The following is a 17,076-nucleotide window of genomic DNA, read 5'->3' as shown; positions in this document are numbered from 1 at the left end:
GCCCCCGGGCGGCGGCGCTCCTGAACGGCGCTAGTTACCCGACTTCCACGTGGCGATGAGCTTGTCGTAGTCGAGCGTCTCCGGCTTGCCCCGCTCGTCGGCCAGCTTCGGCGCGGGCGCGCCCGGCTGGTCGAGCCAGTACTGGGCGGGCCGCTCCGGGTTCAGCTTCGGCGCGCAGTCGCCGCCGTAGCCGCGCCGCTCCAGCCGGGCCAGGATCTCGTCCTGCTGCTTGGCCAGGTTGTCCATCGACTGCTGGGCGGTCGTCTCACCGGTCACCGCGGTGGCCACGTTCTGCCACCAGAGCTGGGCGAGCTTGGGATAGTCGGGAACGTTCGTCCCGGTCGGGGTCCACTGCTTGCGAGCCGGCGAGGCGTAGAACTCGATGAGCCCGCCGTACTTCTTGGAGTTCTCGGAGAAGAAGTCGCTGCGGATGTCGGAGTCGCGGATGAACGTCAGGCCCTTGATCGACTTCTTCAGCGACACCGACTTCGACGTGACGAACTGCGCGTACAGCCAGGCCGCGGCCCGGCGGTCCTGCGGCGTGTTCTTGAGCAGCGTCCACGAGCCGGCGTCCTGGTAGCCGAGCTTGTTGCCCTGCTTCCAGTAGGCGCCGTGCGGGCTCGGCGCGATGCGCCACTTGGGTGTGCCGTCGCTGTTGACGACCGGCAGGCCCGGCTTGGTCATGTCGGCCGTGAACGAGGTGTACCAGAAGACCTGCTGGGCGATGTTGCCCTGCGCCGGGACCGGGCCCGCCTCGCTGAAGTTCATGCCCGCGGCCTCCCGGGGCGCGTACTTCTTCAGCCAGTCCACGTACTTGGTGAGCGCGTAGACCGCCGCGGGGCCGTTGACGTCGCCGCCGCGGGTGACCGATGAGCCGACCGGGCGGCAGTTCTCGACTCTGATGCCCCATTCGTCCACCGGCAGGCCGTTGGGGATGCCGGGGTCGCCGTTGCCCGCCATGGACAGCCAGGCGTCGGTGAAGCGCCAGCCCAGCGACGGGTCCTTCCTGCCGTAGTCCATGTGGCCGTAGACCTTCTTGCCGTCGATGGTCCCGTTGCCGTTGATCTTGTTGGTGAAGAAGTCGGCGATGTCCTCGTAGGCCGCCCAGTTGACCGGGACGCCCAGGTCGTAGCCGTACGCGGCCTTGAACTGCTTCTTGATCTCCGGGTCGGTGAACCAGTCGTAGCGGAACCAGTACAGGTTCGCGAACTGCTGGTCGGGGAGCTGGTAGATCTTCTTGTCCGGGCCGGTGGTGAAGCTGATGCCGATGAAGTCGTCCAGGTCGAGCGTGGGCGAGGTGACGTTCTTACCCTCGCCGGCCATGTAGTCGGACAGCGGGAAGACGTAGTCGCCGCGCGAGTGGGTGCCGATGAGGTCGGAGTCGTTGACGTACGCGTCGTAGATGTTCTGGTTGCCCTGGATCTGGGTCTGCAGCTTCTCGATGACGTCACCCTCCTGGATCAGATCGTGCTTGATCTTGATCCCGGTGATCTCGGTGAACGCCTTGGCCAGTGTCTGAGACTCGTACTCGTGGGTGGTGATCGTCTCGGAGACCACGTTGATCTGCATGCCCCGGTACGGCGCCGCGGCCTTGATGAACCAGTCCATCTCCGCCAGTTGCTGGTCCTTGGACAGGGTGCTCGGCGTGAACTCCTCCGTCACCCACCGCTGCGCCGCGGCCTTGCCGTCGGACTCCTTGAAATCACTCGTGGGCTTCTTCGCGCCCTGCGTGCAGCCGGCCACTACCAGGACGAGCGCGGCCAGACCTACCGCCGCGGACCTGCCTGCCCGATGCCTCATCGCTCGGCTCCTCCTCTGTTAGCCCCATATCCCGATCACGACCGCCACCAGCAGCGCGCAACCGAGTGCGAGCCACATGGACAGGTCGGTGACAGCTATCCAGCCGGCCAGCACGACGGCCGCGCTGATCAGGCCGATGTAGAGCCGGTCGCCACGGTCGGTCTCGATGCGCAGGAAGCCGCGCCTGGCCACGGGAGGGGAGACGCGGGCCCAGACCGCCATGACGACCAGCAGCAGGGCGAGCCCGGCGAACACCAGGGCCGTCGGGACGGTCCAGACCATCCACTCCAGCATCCCTAGACCCTCCCCATGGTGAATCCCTTGGCTATGTAGTTGCGGACGAACCAGATGACGATCGCGCCGGGGACGATGGTGAGCACGCCCGCCGTCGCCAGCAGCGCCCAGTCCACGCCTGCCGCGCTCACCGTCCGCGTCATCGTGGCGGCGATCGGTTTGGCGTTCACCGAGGTGATGGTCCTGGCGATCAGCAGCTCGACCCAGCTGAACATGAAGCAGAAGAACAGCGTCACGCCGATCGCGGACCGGATCATCGGCAGGAATATACGAATGAAGAAACGCGGCAGCGAATAGCCGTCGATCGCCGCGGTCTCGTCTATTTCCCGGGGAATTCCCGACATGAAGCCCTCGAGTATCCACACGGCGAGCGGCACGTTGAAGAGCATGTGCGCGATGGCGACGCCGAGGTGCGTGTCGAAGAGCCCGACACTCTGGTAAATCTGGAAGAACGGCAGCAGGAACACCGCCGGCGGCGCCATGCGGTTCGTCAGGAGCCAGAAGAACAGATGCTTGTCCCCGGCGAAACGGAACCGCGAGAACGCGTACGCCGCCGGCAGCGCCACGACGAGCGACATCACCGCGTTCATCGAGGTGTAGATGATGGAGTTCAGATAGCTCGAATACCAGGAGGAGTCGGAGAAGAAAGTGGCGTAGTTGTCGAACGTCACCCGCTGCGGGATGAGCGAGAAACTGCCGAGGATGTCCTCGTTCGGCCGGATCGACATGCCGAACATCCACAGCAGCGGCAGCATCAGCGTGGCCACGTACAGCCAGAAGACCGTCCGTGCCCAGGGCAGTCGCCGCTCGGTGCGCCTGGCCATCGGGTCACCTCCCCGACCTGGTCAGCACGGTGAAGAAGACGTAGCAGAGGATCTGCACGATCAGGAAGTAGAGCAGCGAGAACGCGCCCGCCGGGCCCAGGTCGAACTGCCCGACCGCGATCTTCGACAGCAGGATGCTGAGGAACGACGTGGCGTTCCCCGGGCCGCCGCCCGTCACCACGAACGGCTCGGTGTAGATCATGAAGCTGTCCATGAACCTGAGCAGGATCGCGATCGTCAGCACCCCGCGCAGCCTGGGCAACTGGATGTGCCGGAACGTGGCCCACGCCGACGCGCCGTCGATCTGCGCGGCCTGGAAGTACGGCTCCGGGATCGAGCGCAGGCCCGCGTAGGCCAGCAGCGCCACCAGCGGCGTCCAGTGCCAGATGTCCATGACCAGGACCGTGATCCAGGCGTCCGTGGAGTCCAGCGTGTAGTTGAAGTTGATCCCGAGGACGTTGTTGATCGTCCAGCCGCCCAGCCCGATGTCGCCGCGGGCGAAGATCTGCCAGATCGTGCCCACCACGTTCCACGGGATGAGCAGCGGCAGCGCGACCAGCACCAGCGCCACCGACACCCAGAAGCCGCGGCGCGGCATCACCACCGCGAGCGCGACCCCGAGCGGGATCTCCAGCAGCAGCACCTGCGCCGAGAACAGCAGCGTCCGCACGAACGCCGAGCGCACCTCAGGGTCGCGCGAGATCGAGCGGAACCAGTCCAGGCCCACGAAGATCCGGTCATTGGGGTTGAAGACGTCCTGCACGGAGAAGTTGACCACGGTCATCAGCGGGATCACGGCCGTGAACGCCACCGACACGACCACCGGCAGCACCAGCAACCAGGCCCGGTTGTCCTTCCGCTTCAGGTCCGCGGCCCGCGGCTCCTCCTGGACCTCGGTCACGCCGTACCCCTTCCGTTCAAGGGCGCGAGGGAGCCGCACCTGACCTCGTCCCGGAACAGGAACGTCCGGTCCGCGGGGAAGTGGAGGAACTCGACCGAGTCGGGCCGGTACGGCGAGCCCGCCTCGGTTCTGGCGATCATCGGGTGCTCGCCGACCCTGGCGTGGACCAGGTCGTACGCGCCCATCCGGTCGATCCCGGTCACCGTGGCCGGCACGCCCGGCGACCGGCCCGCGCCGGTGATCTCGACGAACTCGGGGCGCACCCCGATCCTGACCGGCCCCGGCGGGAGCTCGCCGGCGACCAGGCCGACGTCCGCCTGGCCGACGCGTACGACGTCGCCGACGATCTCGGCCGGGAGCATGTTCATGCCGGGCGAGCCGATGAAGTGCCCCACGAACTCGTGCGCCGGCGACAGGAACAGCTCGGCCGGCTCGCCCGCCTGCACGATCGCCCCGTCGTTGAGCACCACGACCTCGTCGGCGAACGTCAGCGCCTCCGTCTGGTCGTGCGTGACGTAGACGAGCGTGTGTCCGGTGTCGCGGTGGATCTCCTTGAGCTTGCTGCGCAGCGTCCACTTCAGCGCCGGGTCGACCACGGTGAGCGGTTCGTCCAGCAGCACCGCCGCCACCTGGGAGCGCACCAAGCCGCGGCCCAGGCTGACGATCTGCTGGCGGCCCGCGTCCAGGCGGCGCGACCTGCGGCCGAGCAGGTGGTCGAGGCCGAGGAGCCGGGAGACCTGGCGGACCCGCTCGTCGATCTCCTTCTTCGGATATTTCCGGTTCCGGAGGGGGAAGGCGAGGTTGTCGTAGACCGACATCTCCTCGTACAGGACCGGGAACTGGAAGACCTGCGCGATGTTCCGGCCCGAGGTGGGCACGTCGGTGACGTCGCGGTCGTCGAAGAAGATCCGGCCCACCGTGGGGGTGAGCAGGCCGGAGATGATGTTCAGGAGTGTGGTCTTGCCGCAGCCGCTCGGGCCGAGCAGCGCGTACGCCCGGGAGCTCTGCCAGGTCCAGGTCATCGGCTTGAGCGCCCAGGTCTCGCCGCCGTCGTAGCTGTGGCTCACGCCTTCCAGGCGGATGTCAGCCATGCAGGTCGACCTCCGCGGCGCTGGTGGCGAGCAGGCGCCCGCCGTCCTCGTCGAAGACGAAGACATGGGCCGGGTCCACGTACGCGACCGCGGACTCGCCGGGCGTGAACAGCCGGGTGCCCGTCAGGTGCGCGACCAGGTGCACGCTCCCCTGCAGGAGCAGGTGCACGAACGTCGCGCTGCCGGTCACCTCGGCCAGCCTGATCTCGGCGGGCAGCTCCAGCGCCCCCGGTCCGGCGCGCTCGATGCTCACCTGGTGGGGACGGATGCCGAGCATGACCTCGCGGCCCGACGCGTGCGCGCGGGGCGCGGGGAACGACGTGCCCAGGACCTCGATCCGGCCGTCGCGTACGACGCCGGGCAGCAGGTTGAGCGGGGGGTCGCTGAGCGTGGCGGCCACGGCCAGCGTCGGCGGGTGCGCGTACATCTCGGCCACGTCGCCGACGTGCTGGATCCTGCCCTCGCCCAGGACCACGGTCGGGGCGGCGAACGTCAGCGCCTCGTTCGGGTCGGCCGTGGAGTAGAGGACCACGCCGGGGGAGTCGGCGAACATGGTCTTCAGGTCGGCGCGTAACTGCTCGCGGAGCTTGAAGTCCAGGTTGGCCAGGGGCTCGTCGAGCAGCAGCAGGTCAACGGGGCGGGCCAGCGCGCGGGCGATGGCGGTGCGCTGCTGCTGCCCGCCCGACAGCTCGGCGGGACGGCGGTCGAGGAGCCCCGCGATGCCCATGAGCTCGGCGACCTCGCGCACCCGGCGGTCGATCCCCGCGCCCCGGAACTTCGGGTCGAGGCGGAGGGGAGAGGCGATGTTCTCGTGGACGGTCAGGGAGGGGTAATTGATGAATTGCTGATAGACGAAGGCGACCGAGCGTTTCCGCACGGAAATCGCGGTGACGTCTTTTCCGTCGACCACGACGCGGCCCGAATCCGGCGGTAACAGTCCGGCGGCGACGCGCATCAATGTCGTTTTTCCCGCGGTCATCGGGCCGACGAGTGTGGTCATTCCGTTGGATAATTCCAGGCGAACGTCGTCAAGCCAGGTCTCCCCGCGCTGCCGTACGAAGACGCCATCGAGAATCAGCGTCACTGTGCCGGTCCTCTCTGCTCGCCTCCATCTAACATGATCTGTAACTGTGTGCAAAGAGGGCATGTGGTGTTGCTGTGCAGAATGTGACGGATGAGTAATCACGATTCGATGTCGGGACAGCCGTGAACGGCCTGGCCTATCACCCAGGCGGCTTTTTCCCTGCTCATCGTCGTTATCTGAAGATTTTCGTGATCAGCTCGTGGAGTCGCTCCCGCTCGTCCGCCGTCAGCGGCGCCAGCGTCTCCCGTTCCACGCGCTCCACCAGCGCCCGCCCCCGCTCCAGCGCGTCGCGGCCCGCGGGCGTCAGCGAGACCCGGTAGCGCCGCCGGTCGGCCGGGTCGCGGTCGCGTTCGGCCAGCCCCGCGCCGATCAGCTCGTCCATCAGGCGCACCATGTCGCTCGGATCGAGCCCCAGCCGGCCGCCGATCTCGCGCTGGGCGGCGGGTCCGGAGTCGGCCAGCGTGGCCAGCACGGCGAACTGCCACAGGCTCAGACCGGCCTCGTCCGCCAGCCGGGCCGCCACGGCGCGGCGGCTCCCCACCCCGACCTTGTGCAGGACGAAGGTCGTGATCGCGAGCAGGGCGGGCGGCAGGTCCATGCCCCTAGTGTAGGTTGTCACCAATAATTGGTAGTTACCCACTATTTCCCGCTGGAGGCCCTCCGATGGACGCGCTCTATCCCCGCCTGCTGGTGCGTGACTTCCCGGCCAGCGCCGCCTTCTACCAGGCCGTGCTGCGCGAGCTGCTCTGCGTCGAGCCGGTGAAGGTCCTGCCCGGATACGCCAACTGGGACATCGAGGGGCAGGCCGGGCTGGTCCTGTTCGGCCGGGACCGGCTCGCGGCCGCCGTCGGCACCGCGGACCTGCCCCAGGCTGCTCAGGACACGGCTCAGGACACGGCTCAGGACACGGCTCAGGACACGGCTCAGGACGCGGCTCAGGACGCGGCCATGCTGGTCATGAAGGTGGACGACGTCGACATGGCCGCCGCCTGCCTGACCCGCCACGGCGCCACGGTCGTCGCCCCGCCCCAGGACCGCCCCGACTGGGCGCCCACCCTGCGGACCGCGCACCTGCGCGACCCGGAGGGCAACCTCATCGAGCTCCAGTCGTACTGATCATGGAAGATCTTCAGGGGAGATCTTCGGAGGAGGTCTTCACGGGAGGATCGAGTCCACGTAGCCGCCGTCCACCCGCACCGCGCCGCCCGTGGTCGCGGAGGCGAACGGCGAGCTGAGGTAGACGACCATGTTCGCGATCTCCTCGGGCTCGATCAGGCGCTGCAGCAGCGACTGCGGCCGGTGCTCCCGCATGAACGCCCGCTGCGCCTCCTCCCACGGCAGGTCCTTGTCCACGAGCTGGTAGACGAAGTCCTCCACGCCCCCGGTGTGCGTCGGCCCGGCGAGCACCGAGTTGACCGTCACCCCCGTGCCCGCCGCCGCCTTGGCGAAGCCCCGGGAGACGGCCAGCAGCGCGGTCTTCGTCATGCCGTAGTGGATCATCTCGACGGGGATGGCCACGGCGGAGTCGCTGGCGATGTACTGGATCCGGCCCCAGTCGCGCTCGATCATGCCCGGCAGGTACGTACGGGTGAGCCGGACCGCGGCCAGCACGTTGACCTCGAAATAGCGCCGCCACTCGGCGTCGTCGATCTCGAGCGCGGGCCTGGCCCCGAAGATCCCCAGGTTGTTGACCAGGATGTCCACCCGCGGCAGCGCGTCCAGCACCGCCGCGCAGCCCTCGTCCGTCGTCACGTCGCCGGGTGCCTCGATCAGGTCGCCGACGCCGATCTGCTCCATCGCCATCGCGACGGAGTTAGCGGTGCGGCCGTTGATCCCTACGCGGGCCCCCGCCATCACCAGCCCTTCGGCGATGGCCGCCCCGATGCCCTGCGTCGAGCCGGTGACCAGCGCGGTCTTGCCGCTGAGATCGATGCGCACCATGTCATTGTCGGTGATCAGGTGCCGCAGGTCACGCCGGGGCACGTGCACGGCGCGCCGGATGCGTAGGCTTGGGGTGGCGTGGAAGGGGCGTGGGTGCACCGGATCATCCTGTGGCTGGTCGTGGCGGGCGCCTTCGTGGCGAGTCTGGTCGTGCCCGGCGACTCCTCCGGGGTGGAGGAGTGCCAGTCGCGCGACACCCGGGTCGTCGCCCCGTACGCCGTCACCGGCTACTGGGTCATCCCCCGCGCCGATCCGTGCGTGACGCGGCGCATGGTCGAGGCCGTCCACGCGATCGGCGGCGACACGCTCATCACGTTCGGGCCGAGGTTCAGCGCCCGCGAGGATCCCGTCTTCGCCGACTGTCTCGTGGACGGGCGGCCGTGCGCCGAGGTGCCCGGTGTCCGTCACGTCTACACGTACGTGACCAGCGAGGAGTTCGGGAAGGGGCTGCTGCGCTGCCCGGGGCTGGACCGGCGGATCGAGAGCCGGGGCCGGATCTTCTACCGGGTCTCGCTGGCCGGGTCCTGCGCGGACCCCGTCCAGGATCTCGTGCTCGTCTCCACGGACGGCGACGGGCTCGGCAACCTGATGACCGAGGCGGCCGCGTACGGGATGACGGTGTTCCCCGGACTGCCCGCCGCGCCGCAGCAGGAGGGCAAGCCGTGGGAGCCCGACAGCGCGCACACCCCCGCGCTGAGCGCCTTCACCGCGCGGGTGCTGGCCGACTACCGGGAGCGGTTCGGGAGGTCGGCGGCGTTCGGCGGGGTCTACCAGTCGTTCGAGCTGGCCGTGCGGGGGCGGGGGCCGAAGGATCCGATCATCGAGCTGTACGCGGCCCAGCACGCGGTCGTCGCCGCGGCCCTGCCCGGGAAGAAGATCGTGGTCAGCCCGTACATCGACGCCCGGAGGGGACGCGGGTTCCCGCCCGGGCAGGTGGAGAAGGGGCTGGCGGACATCGCCGCGACCCGGGCCGGGGCGCCCATGGCCGTCGCCGTGCAGGACGGGCGGGGGACGGGGAAGGTGCCGGTGTACGGGGTTCATGAGGAGGAGGCGCACGTCACTCCGCGATTGGTGCCGGTGGTCGGGGATGTGAGCAATGCCCGGGCGTACTACGGGTCCACGCGCGACTACATCGAGGCCGCGGCGCGGCGGGTGCCGTCCGGGGTGGAGCTGTGGGTGAACGTGGAGGGGTTCGAGCCGACGCCGGTGGACGGGGAGTGCGGGCGGGTGGATCCGCTGCCGTTGCGCGGGCGTACCACGAAGGGCCGGATCGATACGCAGGTGATGGCGGCGGGGACCTACGCCGGAAAAATCATCTCTTATGGGTGGGACCCGTTCTTCACCTGCCAGGCCCGCTACGACACACCCTCGCTGGCCGACGACATCGTGAACGGCTGGCGGCAGCCGATCATCGTCGGCGCCACCCGCAAGGAGATGAACGGGCGGCAGGGCATCCTCGTCGAGGGCTACAACCTGCGCGGCGGGACGCTCCGCTTCGACCCGCAGGGGGCGGTGGTCAAGCAGGAGTGGTACGGGCGGGGGCGGCTGGAGTCGGCGTGGGCCCCGTACGTACCCACGGGCCCCTGGACCTCGATCACCGCCACGAACGAGACCGGCCACTCCAGCACGAGCGGCTACGCGATCCGTTAGGCCCTTAGGTCAGCCCCTTAGGTCAGCGCCGACACGAGGATGTCGGCCAGCAGGGCGGCCTGGCTGCCGTCCTCGTCCAGGTCGGGATCGAGGATCGTCACCTCCAGGCCGGCGGCTCCCGGCAGCTGCGCCAGGCCGCGGATGAGCTCGGTGAGCTGCGCGGCGTCGAGCCCGCCCGGGGTGGGGGAGTCCACGGCGGGCAGCACGGACGGGTCGAGGACGTCGGCGTCCACGTGGATCCAGAACCCGTCGAGCTCGTCACGCACCAGCACCTTGCTCGCGTCGTCGAGGGAGATGTCGGTGCCCGGGAGGTGCGCGATGCCGCTGTCCGCGATGTCCCGCAGGTCCTCCTCGTCCCGGACCCCGATCACGATCACGTCCTCGTCCCTGACGTACGGCCGCAGCCCGTCGATGTCCGCCAGGTAGTCGTCACCGCGCCCGGTGATCAGCGCCAGGTCCTCCCCGGCCGCCGCCCCGACGTGCGGGCTGTTGCCCAGGTGCCGGAAGTCGGCGTGCGCGTCCAGGTACGCCACCCCGTACCGCCCGCTCCTGCGCAGGGCGAGGGCGGGGCCGAGCAGGATCGAGCAGTCCCCGCCGAGCAGCACCGGGAACCCTCCCGCCGCCCGGATGCCGGTCACCTTGTCGGCGAGCCTGCGGGCGTACGAGGCGATGGCTGGGCCGTTGCGCACGCCGCTCCCGGGCTCCCATGTGGCGACATAGCGGGGCGGGACCAGCGTCCCCGCGTCGGCGGCGCCGAGCCGCCGCACGAGGCCCGCGTTCCGCAGCGCCCAGGGGGCCTTGTAGCAACCGGGGATGGTGTCGGGGGCGAGCGGGCGCAGACCGAGATTGGACGGGGCGTCGAGGATCGTCAGGTGCCTGTCAGGGGTTATTCTGGTCATAGTCGTGACGGTAACAGAGGGAGGATGGATGCGCCAGTTCGCTGAAACGGGTCTTGTGGCACTGGATCTGGCCAACACGTGGGACGAGTACCTGGACGACCCGGAGCGCCTGCCCGACACGGCGGCCCTGCACCGCTTCTGCCACGAACTGCACCTTTCACCGGAGGCGCAGGCGAGGGTGCTGTCGGTGGGGGAGCCGCTCAGTGGTGCGCCGAGCGAGGACTCGGCGGGAACCGGCGGGCCGGACGCGGGGGACCTGCGGGCGGTGCGGGTGGTGCGGGAGCGGCTGCGTGCCGTGCTGTCCTGCGACCCTTCCGATCGGACGCGCGCCCTGGCGGAGTGGGCGGGCGAACTGCCGATTCGGGTGGCGGTGGAGGACTCGGACGGTGCACCCCGACAACGCCTCACCGCCCCGGAGGGAGCCGACCTGGCCGAACGGCTCGCCGTACGATCCGTCGCCGAGCTACTCGACCTCGCCGCCACAGGCGACTGGGAACGGCTGCGCCTCTGCGCGGCCGACCCCTGCAAGGACGCATTCGTGGACCACAGCCGCCCGGGCAAGCGCCAGTTCTGCTCGACCCGCTGCGCCAACCGCGCCCACGCCGCCGCCTCCCGCGCCCGCCGCCGCTGAGCCTCGGGCGTACGGCGATATCCCGGCGACCGGCACGTGTACCGGTCCGGCGGAGACCTGGCCGATCTTGCGCTGGATCTTCTACGGGGGAGCGGGATGATGTCGGGCGCGAACGCCTCCATGGGGTCCGCTGGAGAAGGTCGTCTGGTTACGCCGCCCGCTCATCGCGTTGTCATGGCGCGTCGCCGGATGTGCAGGGGTGCCGGTTTCAGCAGGGTGTGATGGAGGGGGTTCGGGTATCCCAGCTGTGGGCGGCCGGGCTTCAGCTGAGCCGGATCTTCAATCGAAGAGCTCTTCGGCGGTGGTGGCCTTGAGTGATCGGACGAGCCAGCTCTCAAGGAGGGCGAGGTCGGTGCATGCCAGGAGTCTCTCCCGGATGGAGTCCGAGACAGGTATGTTGCGCTGCTCCAGGATCTTCAGCACGGACTTCGCCTCACCTTCGGCCCGTCCTTCGGCCCGTCCTTCGGCCCGGAGCATCTCCGCGAACTCGGACTTGAATCGATAGTTCTGCATGACCATCAGAGATCTCCAGATCTGCCGGGCTTTAGTGTTTCCGAGGCCTATTTCCGTTTGTTCGGCGAGGTATGCGGCGGTGTCGGTGTCGACCGCGGTCAGCGCGACGTCCAGGGCCTTCAGTATCGCATTGACCTTGGGTGAACGCGCATGTGTGAGTGCCGAGAACATGGCGAGCACCGCGTCTTCGCACGCTTCGGCCGGGTCGATGATCTGAGGCACGTTGTCAGGGCCGAGCGCTACGGGGTAGACGATCAAGCACGGGAAGCCGGGCAGGCCGATCCGTTTCGGCTCGCGGGCCCATGTGGCTGTGACCTCGTCCTGGCAGGTCACGAGGAGCATGACGGGACAGTCAAACTTGATGTGCGCGTGGCTGAGGTAGTAGGCCCACGCGGACGCCTTGTCGTCGTCTACGCGCAGTTGTGACTCGATGATCACCACGGTCTTGGACCCCCATCGGGAGGTGAACATCATCACCGTGTCAGCGCGCCGCTCAATTGGCACTATTTCCGTCATATCGGTATCGACCACAGCGACCTCGGAAGGGGTCGGGAAGTCGATGTTGAGCATCTTGAAGGCATGAGCGAACAGCTCTGGTTTGTCGCGGAAAATGCGATGGAGTGCCTCGTGCTGGGAGGAGGGCATGCGCGGAACGTTATCAATCGATGACTCTAAGTTCAGGCAGATGTTCGAAGCGCGCACGGTTTGCCTGGGCGAGGGCGGCCCGGTGTTGCGCGAACCGCGCCACGAAGGCGGGTCCGCCTCGCAGGAGCCCGGTGACCAGGGCGTGGCCGGGTGCCGCCGTCGGTTCGCTTCCGCCGTCGGCTCGCCATCGCCTCAGTTCGGTGACCTGTCTCCGTCCGGTAGTTGCGGACCGCGTGGTGTGTTGCCGACGTGGGATCCGGTCGCATGCGGGCGTGGGCGCGCGGCGTCCCGGGCACCGGGAATTGTCGGTCAGGGTAGATAGCTTTCGATCATCCCCCCGACGATGGAGGTTGGTCGATGTATCGACAGGGCGACATCCTGATCATGCCCGTGCCGGAGGAGTCCGCCCCGCGCACGCTGCGGCCGGAGCCGCGGGACGCTCGCGGGCGGCTGGTGCTGGCCTATGGCGAGGCCACCGGACACTGCCACGCGATCCCCGGCCCCGGCACCCTGGCCGGCGGCTTCCTGCACCTGCCCGAAGGAGGGCGGCTCGTGCACGAGGAGCACGCCGCGATCTCGCTGCCCAAGGGCTGGTACAGGGTGATCAGGCAGCGTGAATACGTGCCCGGCTCCTACCGGGTGGTGGCCGACTGATGACGACCTTGACGTGGGAGCAGGTGGCCGTGGCCACCGGGCCAGGCGAGGATCCGGAGGCGGCCGTCCGGCAGGCGTACCGCGAGGCCGGGCTGGCCGAGCCCGAGCACGTGCTGGTGCTGCCCTCGCCCGCGGCCGGTGCCGTCGCGGCGGCCTGGCTGACGGGCGGCGACGCGGTACGCCGCGCCCTGGAGGAGGCCGGGCTGGGAGCCCTGCCGCACCGCTCACCCAACGACGGCGGCTCGCCGAGCGGGGACGGCTCATCCACCGGGTCGGCGGGCGACGGTGACTCGTCAACCAGGTCACCGAGTGGGGATGGCCGCGCCGTGATGCGCGATCCGCGTGGCGAGAGCGGTTCCGACGAGCAGGAGCCCGGTGACCAGGGCGTTCCAGAGCTGCGTCGGGCGGTGGGTGAGGCGCTCAGGTCGTGGGAGTCGTTCGGGGATCCCGGCCGGTCGGTGCGGGACGCGGTCCGTACGGTGCCGTGGGAGCGGGCCAGGGCGGCCGCCCACGCCGAGCTGGGCCCCGTCGGCTGGGCGGCCTTGTGGGACGAGACCGGCGGACGGCTCTGGCCGCAGGTCAACCGGCTGGTCAACGACATCCGCCGAGGCATCGCCGAGCTCGGCGGCGGGGCCGGCGGGGGCGGCGAGGCTGGTCAGGTCGGTCTGGCGTTGCGCCGGGTGACGCTCGACGCGGTGCTGGGGCAGCACGACGCCCCCTGGCTGTCGGCGTTCGACGGGCTCGACGGGCTCAAGCGGACGGCCGAGCGCACCGGTTGGTGGTGGCCGTTCGAGCGGCTGGCGATCGTCACGGAGCGCCCCGCCGAGCTGCACCTCGACGAGGTGGGGCGGCTGCATCGGGCGGTCGGCCCGGCCCTGTCCTACTCCGACGGGTTCGCGCTGCACGCCTGGCACGGCATGCCCGTTCCGGCCGACTTCGGCGCCGCGATGCGCGAGCTGACCGTCGAGCGGATCCGCGAAGAGGAGAACGCCGAGCTGCGCCGGGCCATGCTGGAGCACTTCGGCCTCGACCGCTACCTGGCCGAGTCGGGGGCCAAGCCGGTGCACTCCGACGAGACGGGCGTCCTGTGGCGGGTGGAGCTCTCCGACGACGAACCGCTGGCCATGGTGGAGGTCGTCAACTCCACGCCCGAGCCCGACGGCACCAGCCGCACCTACTTCCTGCGGGTGCCGCCGTGGGTGGAGCGGGCGCGGGAGGGCGTCGCGTGGACGTTCGGGGTCACTGAGGAGGACTACCGGCCCGAGCGCGAGACCTGAGGTCAGGGCCAGACCGCCGGGATGCGTTCGAGGACACCGCCGGTGAAGACGTCGTAGAGGCCGAGCGGCTCCAGATGCACGTAGCCGATGTGGCAGTCGCAGGCCGTGGCGGGGCAGGGCCGGGGCCGCAGCGCCGCGCGGTAGGAGCCGTCGTACAGGTTGCCCAGCGTCTCCGGGATGAAGTGGCAGCGGCGCACGGTGCCGTCGCCGTTCACCGAGATGACGCTGTCGCCCGTCCGGCACGGCAGCCCGGCGCTCCGGTGCGGGAAGCGGCTGACGTGGAAGAGCGGGTCGATCGCCGACCATTCGGCCGCCTCCTCGTCGGTATAGAGGCGGCCCTCCTCGGCGTTCACCCACAGGTACGTCTGCGCGGGCAGATCCGACCGCAGCCGCCGCGCGTCCGGCAGGTGCGCGGGGTCGCCGACGATGCCGACGCTGTGGCGCACCGGCAGCGAGCGGAGCTTGCCCAGGAAGCGGTCGTACGCGACCTGCGTCGGGTGATACGTCACCCACAGCGCGGCCCGGTCCGACGCCTCGGCGAGCCAGTCGGTACGGCAGCTCAGGTTCGTCTGGATGGCGACCTTGGCGACGTTGGGCAGCCAGGAGAGCTCCACGAGGGCCCGGCGGTACCACGACCTGACCAGGCCCTCACCCCACGGCGTGAACAGCACCGACACCTCGAACGGCTGCTCGCCCACCCAGCCCGCGAACCGCTCCAGCGCCTCCCGGTCGGCCCGCAACTGCTCGGGGCTGTCGCGCCGCTTGGCGAACGGGCAGTAGGCGCAGTCGTAGTCGCAGCTCGAGAGGGGCCCGCGGTAGAGGATGGTCAGCACGCCGCGTACCCCTCCATGAGCCTCCTGACCTCGGGCGAGAAGAGGGCGGGCCCGATCGCGTCGGAGTAGGCCAGTCCCTCCGGCGTCAGCCGGACCGTCGCCGGGTCCGCCAGCAGCCACTCGCCGAACTCGTCCAGGGCGAAGTCGGCCAGCACGTCTCCGCCGAACCGCTCCGCGTACAGCCGCCGCGAGAGCCCGTCGCCCTGCAGCAGCGACTGGATGAGGTGGCGCCGCTTGCGCTCCTCGAGCGACAGGGAGAAGCCCACGTTGGCCACGTCGAACTCGTCCTGCCGCACGTAGTCGTCGATGATCGAGCGCACGTGCCGCGCCCCCACGGCGTACTCGAACGAGTAGTGGAGCTCGCTCGTGTACGAGCGCGCCCCGCACCCCAGCCCCACCATCCCGTCGGTCTGGCAGCAGTAGCCGGTGGTCGAACCCGTGCCGGGCAGCCGGAACATCCGCATCGAAACCTGCTCGTACCCGGCGGCCAGCAGGTGCTCGCGCCCGGCCCAGTACAGTTCGAGCCGCTGGTCGTCCCATGCCCGGCCCTGCTTGCCGAGCCCCGTCAGCGGCCGAACGTAGAGCGGGTACAGGTACAGCTCCTCGGGCCGCCACCCGAGCGCGGTGTCCAGCGAGTACAGCCACGACTCCGGCGTCTGCCCGTCGATGCCGTAGATCAGGTCGATGTTGAGCACCGGCACACCCGAGGCCCTGATCGCGTTGAGGGCCGCGTCCACCTCGGCCCGCTTCTGCGGGCGTACGGCGGAGCGGGCCTCGGCGTCGACGAAGCTCTGCACGCCGATCGAGACGCGGGACGTGCCGCGCTCGGCCAGGACGGACAGGCGGTCGGGGGTCGCGGTGGCGGGGGAGGTCTCCACCGAAAGCGGGATCCGGGCGAGATCCACCCCCATCGTGCGCTCGGTCAGGTCGAACAGCCGGGTCAGCTCGCGAGCACTGAGGTACGTCGGCGTCCCGCCACCGAACGCGGCCGTGGTGAACGCGGTCTCTTCCAGCGCGTCCCGTACCTGGCCGGCCTGCCGCTCCAGCGCGTCGAGGTAGGCCGCGACCAGCTCCTCCGGGGCGCCGGTGCGGGTGAAAAGGTTGCAGAAGCCGCAGCGCATCTCGCAGAACGGGATGTGTACGTACAACGCGCCCGGCCGTTCCCCGGCCCACACCTCCTTGAGCCGTGGTCGCGGATCGAGCGGCCGGTAGGCGGTCTTGTGCGGATAGGCGTAGACGTAACCCTCATAAGGCCGCATTGCTCTCCAGAACGAACTCGGTGTAGGGGACCGTCCAGACCACCTCGTGGCCGATCCGGTGGCCGACGTGGCCGTCCTCGCCGTACGCCGTGCCGTGGTCGGAACAGACGATCACCAGGCAGGGACGGCGGCGGCGCATCAGCGCGTAGAGGCGTCCGATGTGCCGATCGACGTACCGCAGCGCCGCCGCGTGGCTCTCCAGCGAGTCTCCGGCGGCTCCCGGCAGGTAGAAGTGGTTCGGCTGGTGCAGGGCCGACACGTTGACGAACAGGAAGACCGGTTCGCGCCGGTCGGCCAGCACCTCCTCGGCGCGGTCGATCTGGCGCTCCAGCGACGACGGGTTCGTCACGCCGAAGGCCGGCTCCCAGTGACTCTCGGCGAACAGGCTCGGCAGCGTGGACCCGAGCGGGGTCAGCTTGTTGAAGAAGCCGACGCCGCCGACGCACACCGTGTGGTAGCCGGCCCGCGCGAGGCCGGCGGGCAGGTCGGGCGCGTCGAACACCCACGTACGGCCCCCGGTGGTCTCGCTGCCCGGGAACGTGGCCGCGAACAGCCGGGGATGCGGCCCCGGGGTCACCGGAGTGGGCAGGAACCCGACGAACATGGCGGCGTGGGCGGCGTACGTGAAGCTGCCCGGGCTGTGCCGCCGCTCCCAGGACGCGCCGGGCGGCAGGAGGTTCGGCAGCAGCCCGGCGGCCTCGAGCGCGACCGCGACGTCGTGGCGGAGCGTGTCGAGCGTGACGAGGAGGATGTCGTGGCTCCCCACGATCCCGTTCATGT

At 69.7% G+C, this 17,076-nt stretch carries 18 protein-coding genes; 5 read left to right on the top strand and 13 right to left on the bottom strand.

Annotated features, from left to right (window positions below):
• Positions 1–30: 30 nt before the first annotated feature.
• The 7 genes from ACWDRB_RS34730 to ACWDRB_RS34700 all read right to left on the bottom strand — a co-directional run bounded on the left by ACWDRB_RS34730 (position 31) and on the right by ACWDRB_RS34700 (position 6,613).
• Complete coding sequence (locus ACWDRB_RS34730; RefSeq protein WP_449900865.1) at positions 31–1,800, bottom strand: ABC transporter substrate-binding protein; 1,770 nt, start codon at positions 1,798–1,800, stop codon at positions 31–33.
• An 18-nt stretch (positions 1,801–1,818) separates the two neighbouring features.
• A complete protein-coding gene (locus tag ACWDRB_RS34725) occupies positions 1,819–2,094 on the bottom strand; it encodes a DUF2160 domain-containing protein (RefSeq protein WP_350728620.1) in 276 nt (91 codons plus the stop codon).
• Positions 2,095–2,096: 2 nt separating this feature from the next.
• A complete protein-coding gene (locus tag ACWDRB_RS34720) occupies positions 2,097–2,918 on the bottom strand; it encodes a carbohydrate ABC transporter permease (RefSeq protein ID WP_192790434.1) in 822 nt (273 codons plus the stop codon).
• Between the two features lie 4 nt (positions 2,919–2,922).
• The gene (locus tag ACWDRB_RS34715) at positions 2,923–3,819 is read right to left on the bottom strand and encodes a carbohydrate ABC transporter permease (RefSeq protein WP_364244379.1); all 897 of its coding nucleotides are present in this window, start codon (positions 3,817–3,819) and stop codon (positions 2,923–2,925) included.
• On the bottom strand, positions 3,816–4,910 hold the full coding sequence (locus tag ACWDRB_RS34710) for an ABC transporter ATP-binding protein (RefSeq protein WP_449900862.1): 1,095 nt from the start codon (positions 4,908–4,910) through the stop codon (positions 3,816–3,818). Before ACWDRB_RS34710 ends, ACWDRB_RS34715 begins: the two co-directional genes overlap by 4 nt.
• The gene (locus ACWDRB_RS34705) at positions 4,903–6,057 is read right to left on the bottom strand and encodes an ABC transporter ATP-binding protein (protein ID WP_355191198.1); all 1,155 of its coding nucleotides are present in this window, start codon (positions 6,055–6,057) and stop codon (positions 4,903–4,905) included. Before ACWDRB_RS34705 ends, ACWDRB_RS34710 begins: the two co-directional genes overlap by 8 nt.
• Positions 6,058–6,166: 109 nt before the next feature.
• Positions 6,167–6,613, bottom strand: coding sequence for a MarR family winged helix-turn-helix transcriptional regulator (locus ACWDRB_RS34700; RefSeq protein WP_449900860.1), 447 nt, complete (start codon positions 6,611–6,613; stop codon positions 6,167–6,169).
• 44 nt (positions 6,614–6,657) lie between these two features.
• On the opposite strand from ACWDRB_RS34700, the gene ACWDRB_RS34695 reads away from it, so the two are divergent.
• Positions 6,658–7,110, top strand: a complete 453-nt coding sequence (locus ACWDRB_RS34695) for a VOC family protein (RefSeq protein WP_449900858.1) — start codon at positions 6,658–6,660, stop codon at positions 7,108–7,110.
• 39 nt (positions 7,111–7,149) lie between these two features.
• On the opposite strand, the gene ACWDRB_RS34690 is transcribed toward ACWDRB_RS34695, so the two are convergent.
• Complete coding sequence (locus ACWDRB_RS34690) at positions 7,150–7,932, bottom strand: SDR family NAD(P)-dependent oxidoreductase (protein ID WP_449901014.1); 783 nt, start codon at positions 7,930–7,932, stop codon at positions 7,150–7,152.
• Positions 7,933–8,028: 96 nt separating this feature from the next.
• On the opposite strand from ACWDRB_RS34690, the gene ACWDRB_RS34685 reads away from it, so the two are divergent.
• Positions 8,029–9,585, top strand: coding sequence for a DUF4434 domain-containing protein (locus ACWDRB_RS34685; RefSeq protein WP_449900856.1), 1,557 nt, complete (start codon positions 8,029–8,031; stop codon positions 9,583–9,585).
• 17 nt (positions 9,586–9,602) lie between these two features.
• Here the strand turns inward: ACWDRB_RS34685 and ACWDRB_RS34680 are convergent, their stop codons facing one another.
• On the bottom strand, positions 9,603–10,484 hold the full coding sequence (locus tag ACWDRB_RS34680; RefSeq protein ID WP_449900854.1) for an arginase family protein: 882 nt from the start codon (positions 10,482–10,484) through the stop codon (positions 9,603–9,605).
• A 28-nt stretch (positions 10,485–10,512) separates the two neighbouring features.
• Between ACWDRB_RS34680 and ACWDRB_RS34675 the strand changes: the two genes are divergently transcribed.
• Positions 10,513–11,115 carry a CGNR zinc finger domain-containing protein gene (locus ACWDRB_RS34675; protein WP_449900852.1) on the top strand — a complete coding sequence of 201 codons (603 nt, stop codon included), beginning with the start codon at positions 10,513–10,515 and terminating at the stop codon, positions 11,113–11,115.
• Positions 11,116–11,394: 279 nt separating this feature from the next.
• Here ACWDRB_RS34675 and ACWDRB_RS34670 read toward each other — a convergent pair whose 3' ends face one another.
• Positions 11,395–12,273, bottom strand: coding sequence for a hypothetical protein (locus ACWDRB_RS34670; RefSeq protein ID WP_449900850.1), 879 nt, complete (start codon positions 12,271–12,273; stop codon positions 11,395–11,397).
• Positions 12,274–12,630: 357 nt separating this feature from the next.
• On the opposite strand from ACWDRB_RS34670, the gene ACWDRB_RS34665 reads away from it, so the two are divergent.
• Both ACWDRB_RS34665 and ACWDRB_RS34660 read left to right on the top strand, forming a co-directional pair.
• A complete protein-coding gene (locus tag ACWDRB_RS34665) occupies positions 12,631–12,927 on the top strand; it encodes a hypothetical protein (RefSeq protein WP_350728630.1) in 297 nt (98 codons plus the stop codon).
• Positions 12,927–14,204, top strand: a complete 1,278-nt coding sequence (locus tag ACWDRB_RS34660) for a DUF6745 domain-containing protein (protein ID WP_449900848.1) — start codon at positions 12,927–12,929, stop codon at positions 14,202–14,204. Before ACWDRB_RS34665 ends, ACWDRB_RS34660 begins: the two co-directional genes overlap by 1 nt.
• Positions 14,205–14,206: 2 nt before the next feature.
• Here the strand turns inward: ACWDRB_RS34660 and ACWDRB_RS34655 are convergent, their stop codons facing one another.
• The 3 genes from ACWDRB_RS34655 to ACWDRB_RS34645 are packed head-to-tail and all read right to left on the bottom strand — an operon-like array spanning position 14,207 to position 17,074.
• Entirely contained in the window at positions 14,207–15,037 is an 831-nt protein-coding gene (locus ACWDRB_RS34655; RefSeq protein WP_449900846.1) for an STM4011 family radical SAM protein, read from the bottom strand.
• Positions 15,031–16,296 carry an STM4012 family radical SAM protein gene (locus ACWDRB_RS34650; protein ID WP_449900843.1) on the bottom strand — a complete coding sequence of 422 codons (1,266 nt, stop codon included), beginning with the start codon at positions 16,294–16,296 and terminating at the stop codon, positions 15,031–15,033. The genes ACWDRB_RS34655 and ACWDRB_RS34650 overlap by 7 nt, the downstream gene beginning before the upstream one ends.
• Positions 16,283–17,074 (bottom strand): STM4013/SEN3800 family hydrolase, encoded by a 792-nt coding sequence (locus ACWDRB_RS34645; protein WP_449901011.1) that lies wholly within the window; start codon positions 17,072–17,074, stop codon positions 16,283–16,285. Before ACWDRB_RS34645 ends, ACWDRB_RS34650 begins: the two co-directional genes overlap by 14 nt.
• Positions 17,075–17,076: the final 2 nt, after the last annotated feature.

The sequence above is a fragment of the Nonomuraea sp. NPDC003707 genome (genome assembly GCF_053587055.1).
Note: the sequence above shows the minus strand (reverse complement) of the source record. Positions and strands in the feature narration are given on the sequence as shown.

Coding starts and splice junctions, on each gene's coding strand:
- ACWDRB_RS34730 (WP_449900865.1), bottom strand. CDS start 1,800: ATGAGGCATCGGGCAGGCAGGTCCGCGGCGGTAGGTCTGGCCGCGCTC.
- ACWDRB_RS34725 (WP_350728620.1), bottom strand. CDS start 2,094: ATGCTGGAGTGGATGGTCTGGACCGTCCCGACGGCCCTGGTGTTCGCC.
- ACWDRB_RS34720 (WP_192790434.1), bottom strand. CDS start 2,918: ATGGCCAGGCGCACCGAGCGGCGACTGCCCTGGGCACGGACGGTCTTC.
- ACWDRB_RS34710 (WP_449900862.1), bottom strand. CDS start 4,910: ATGGCTGACATCCGCCTGGAAGGCGTGAGCCACAGCTACGACGGCGGC.
- ACWDRB_RS34705 (WP_355191198.1), bottom strand. CDS start 6,057: ATGCCCTCTTTGCACACAGTTACAGATCATGTTAGATGGAGGCGAGCA.
- ACWDRB_RS34695 (WP_449900858.1), top strand. CDS start 6,658: ATGGACGCGCTCTATCCCCGCCTGCTGGTGCGTGACTTCCCGGCCAGC.
- ACWDRB_RS34680 (WP_449900854.1), bottom strand. CDS start 10,484: ATGACCAGAATAACCCCTGACAGGCACCTGACGATCCTCGACGCCCCG.
- ACWDRB_RS34675 (WP_449900852.1), top strand. CDS start 10,513: ATGCGCCAGTTCGCTGAAACGGGTCTTGTGGCACTGGATCTGGCCAAC.
- ACWDRB_RS34670 (WP_449900850.1), bottom strand. CDS start 12,273: ATGCCCTCCTCCCAGCACGAGGCACTCCATCGCATTTTCCGCGACAAA.
- ACWDRB_RS34665 (WP_350728630.1), top strand. CDS start 12,631: ATGTATCGACAGGGCGACATCCTGATCATGCCCGTGCCGGAGGAGTCC.
- ACWDRB_RS34660 (WP_449900848.1), top strand. CDS start 12,927: ATGACGACCTTGACGTGGGAGCAGGTGGCCGTGGCCACCGGGCCAGGC.
- ACWDRB_RS34650 (WP_449900843.1), bottom strand. CDS start 16,296: ATGCGGCCTTATGAGGGTTACGTCTACGCCTATCCGCACAAGACCGCC.
- ACWDRB_RS34645 (WP_449901011.1), bottom strand. CDS start 17,074: ATGAACGGGATCGTGGGGAGCCACGACATCCTCCTCGTCACGCTCGAC.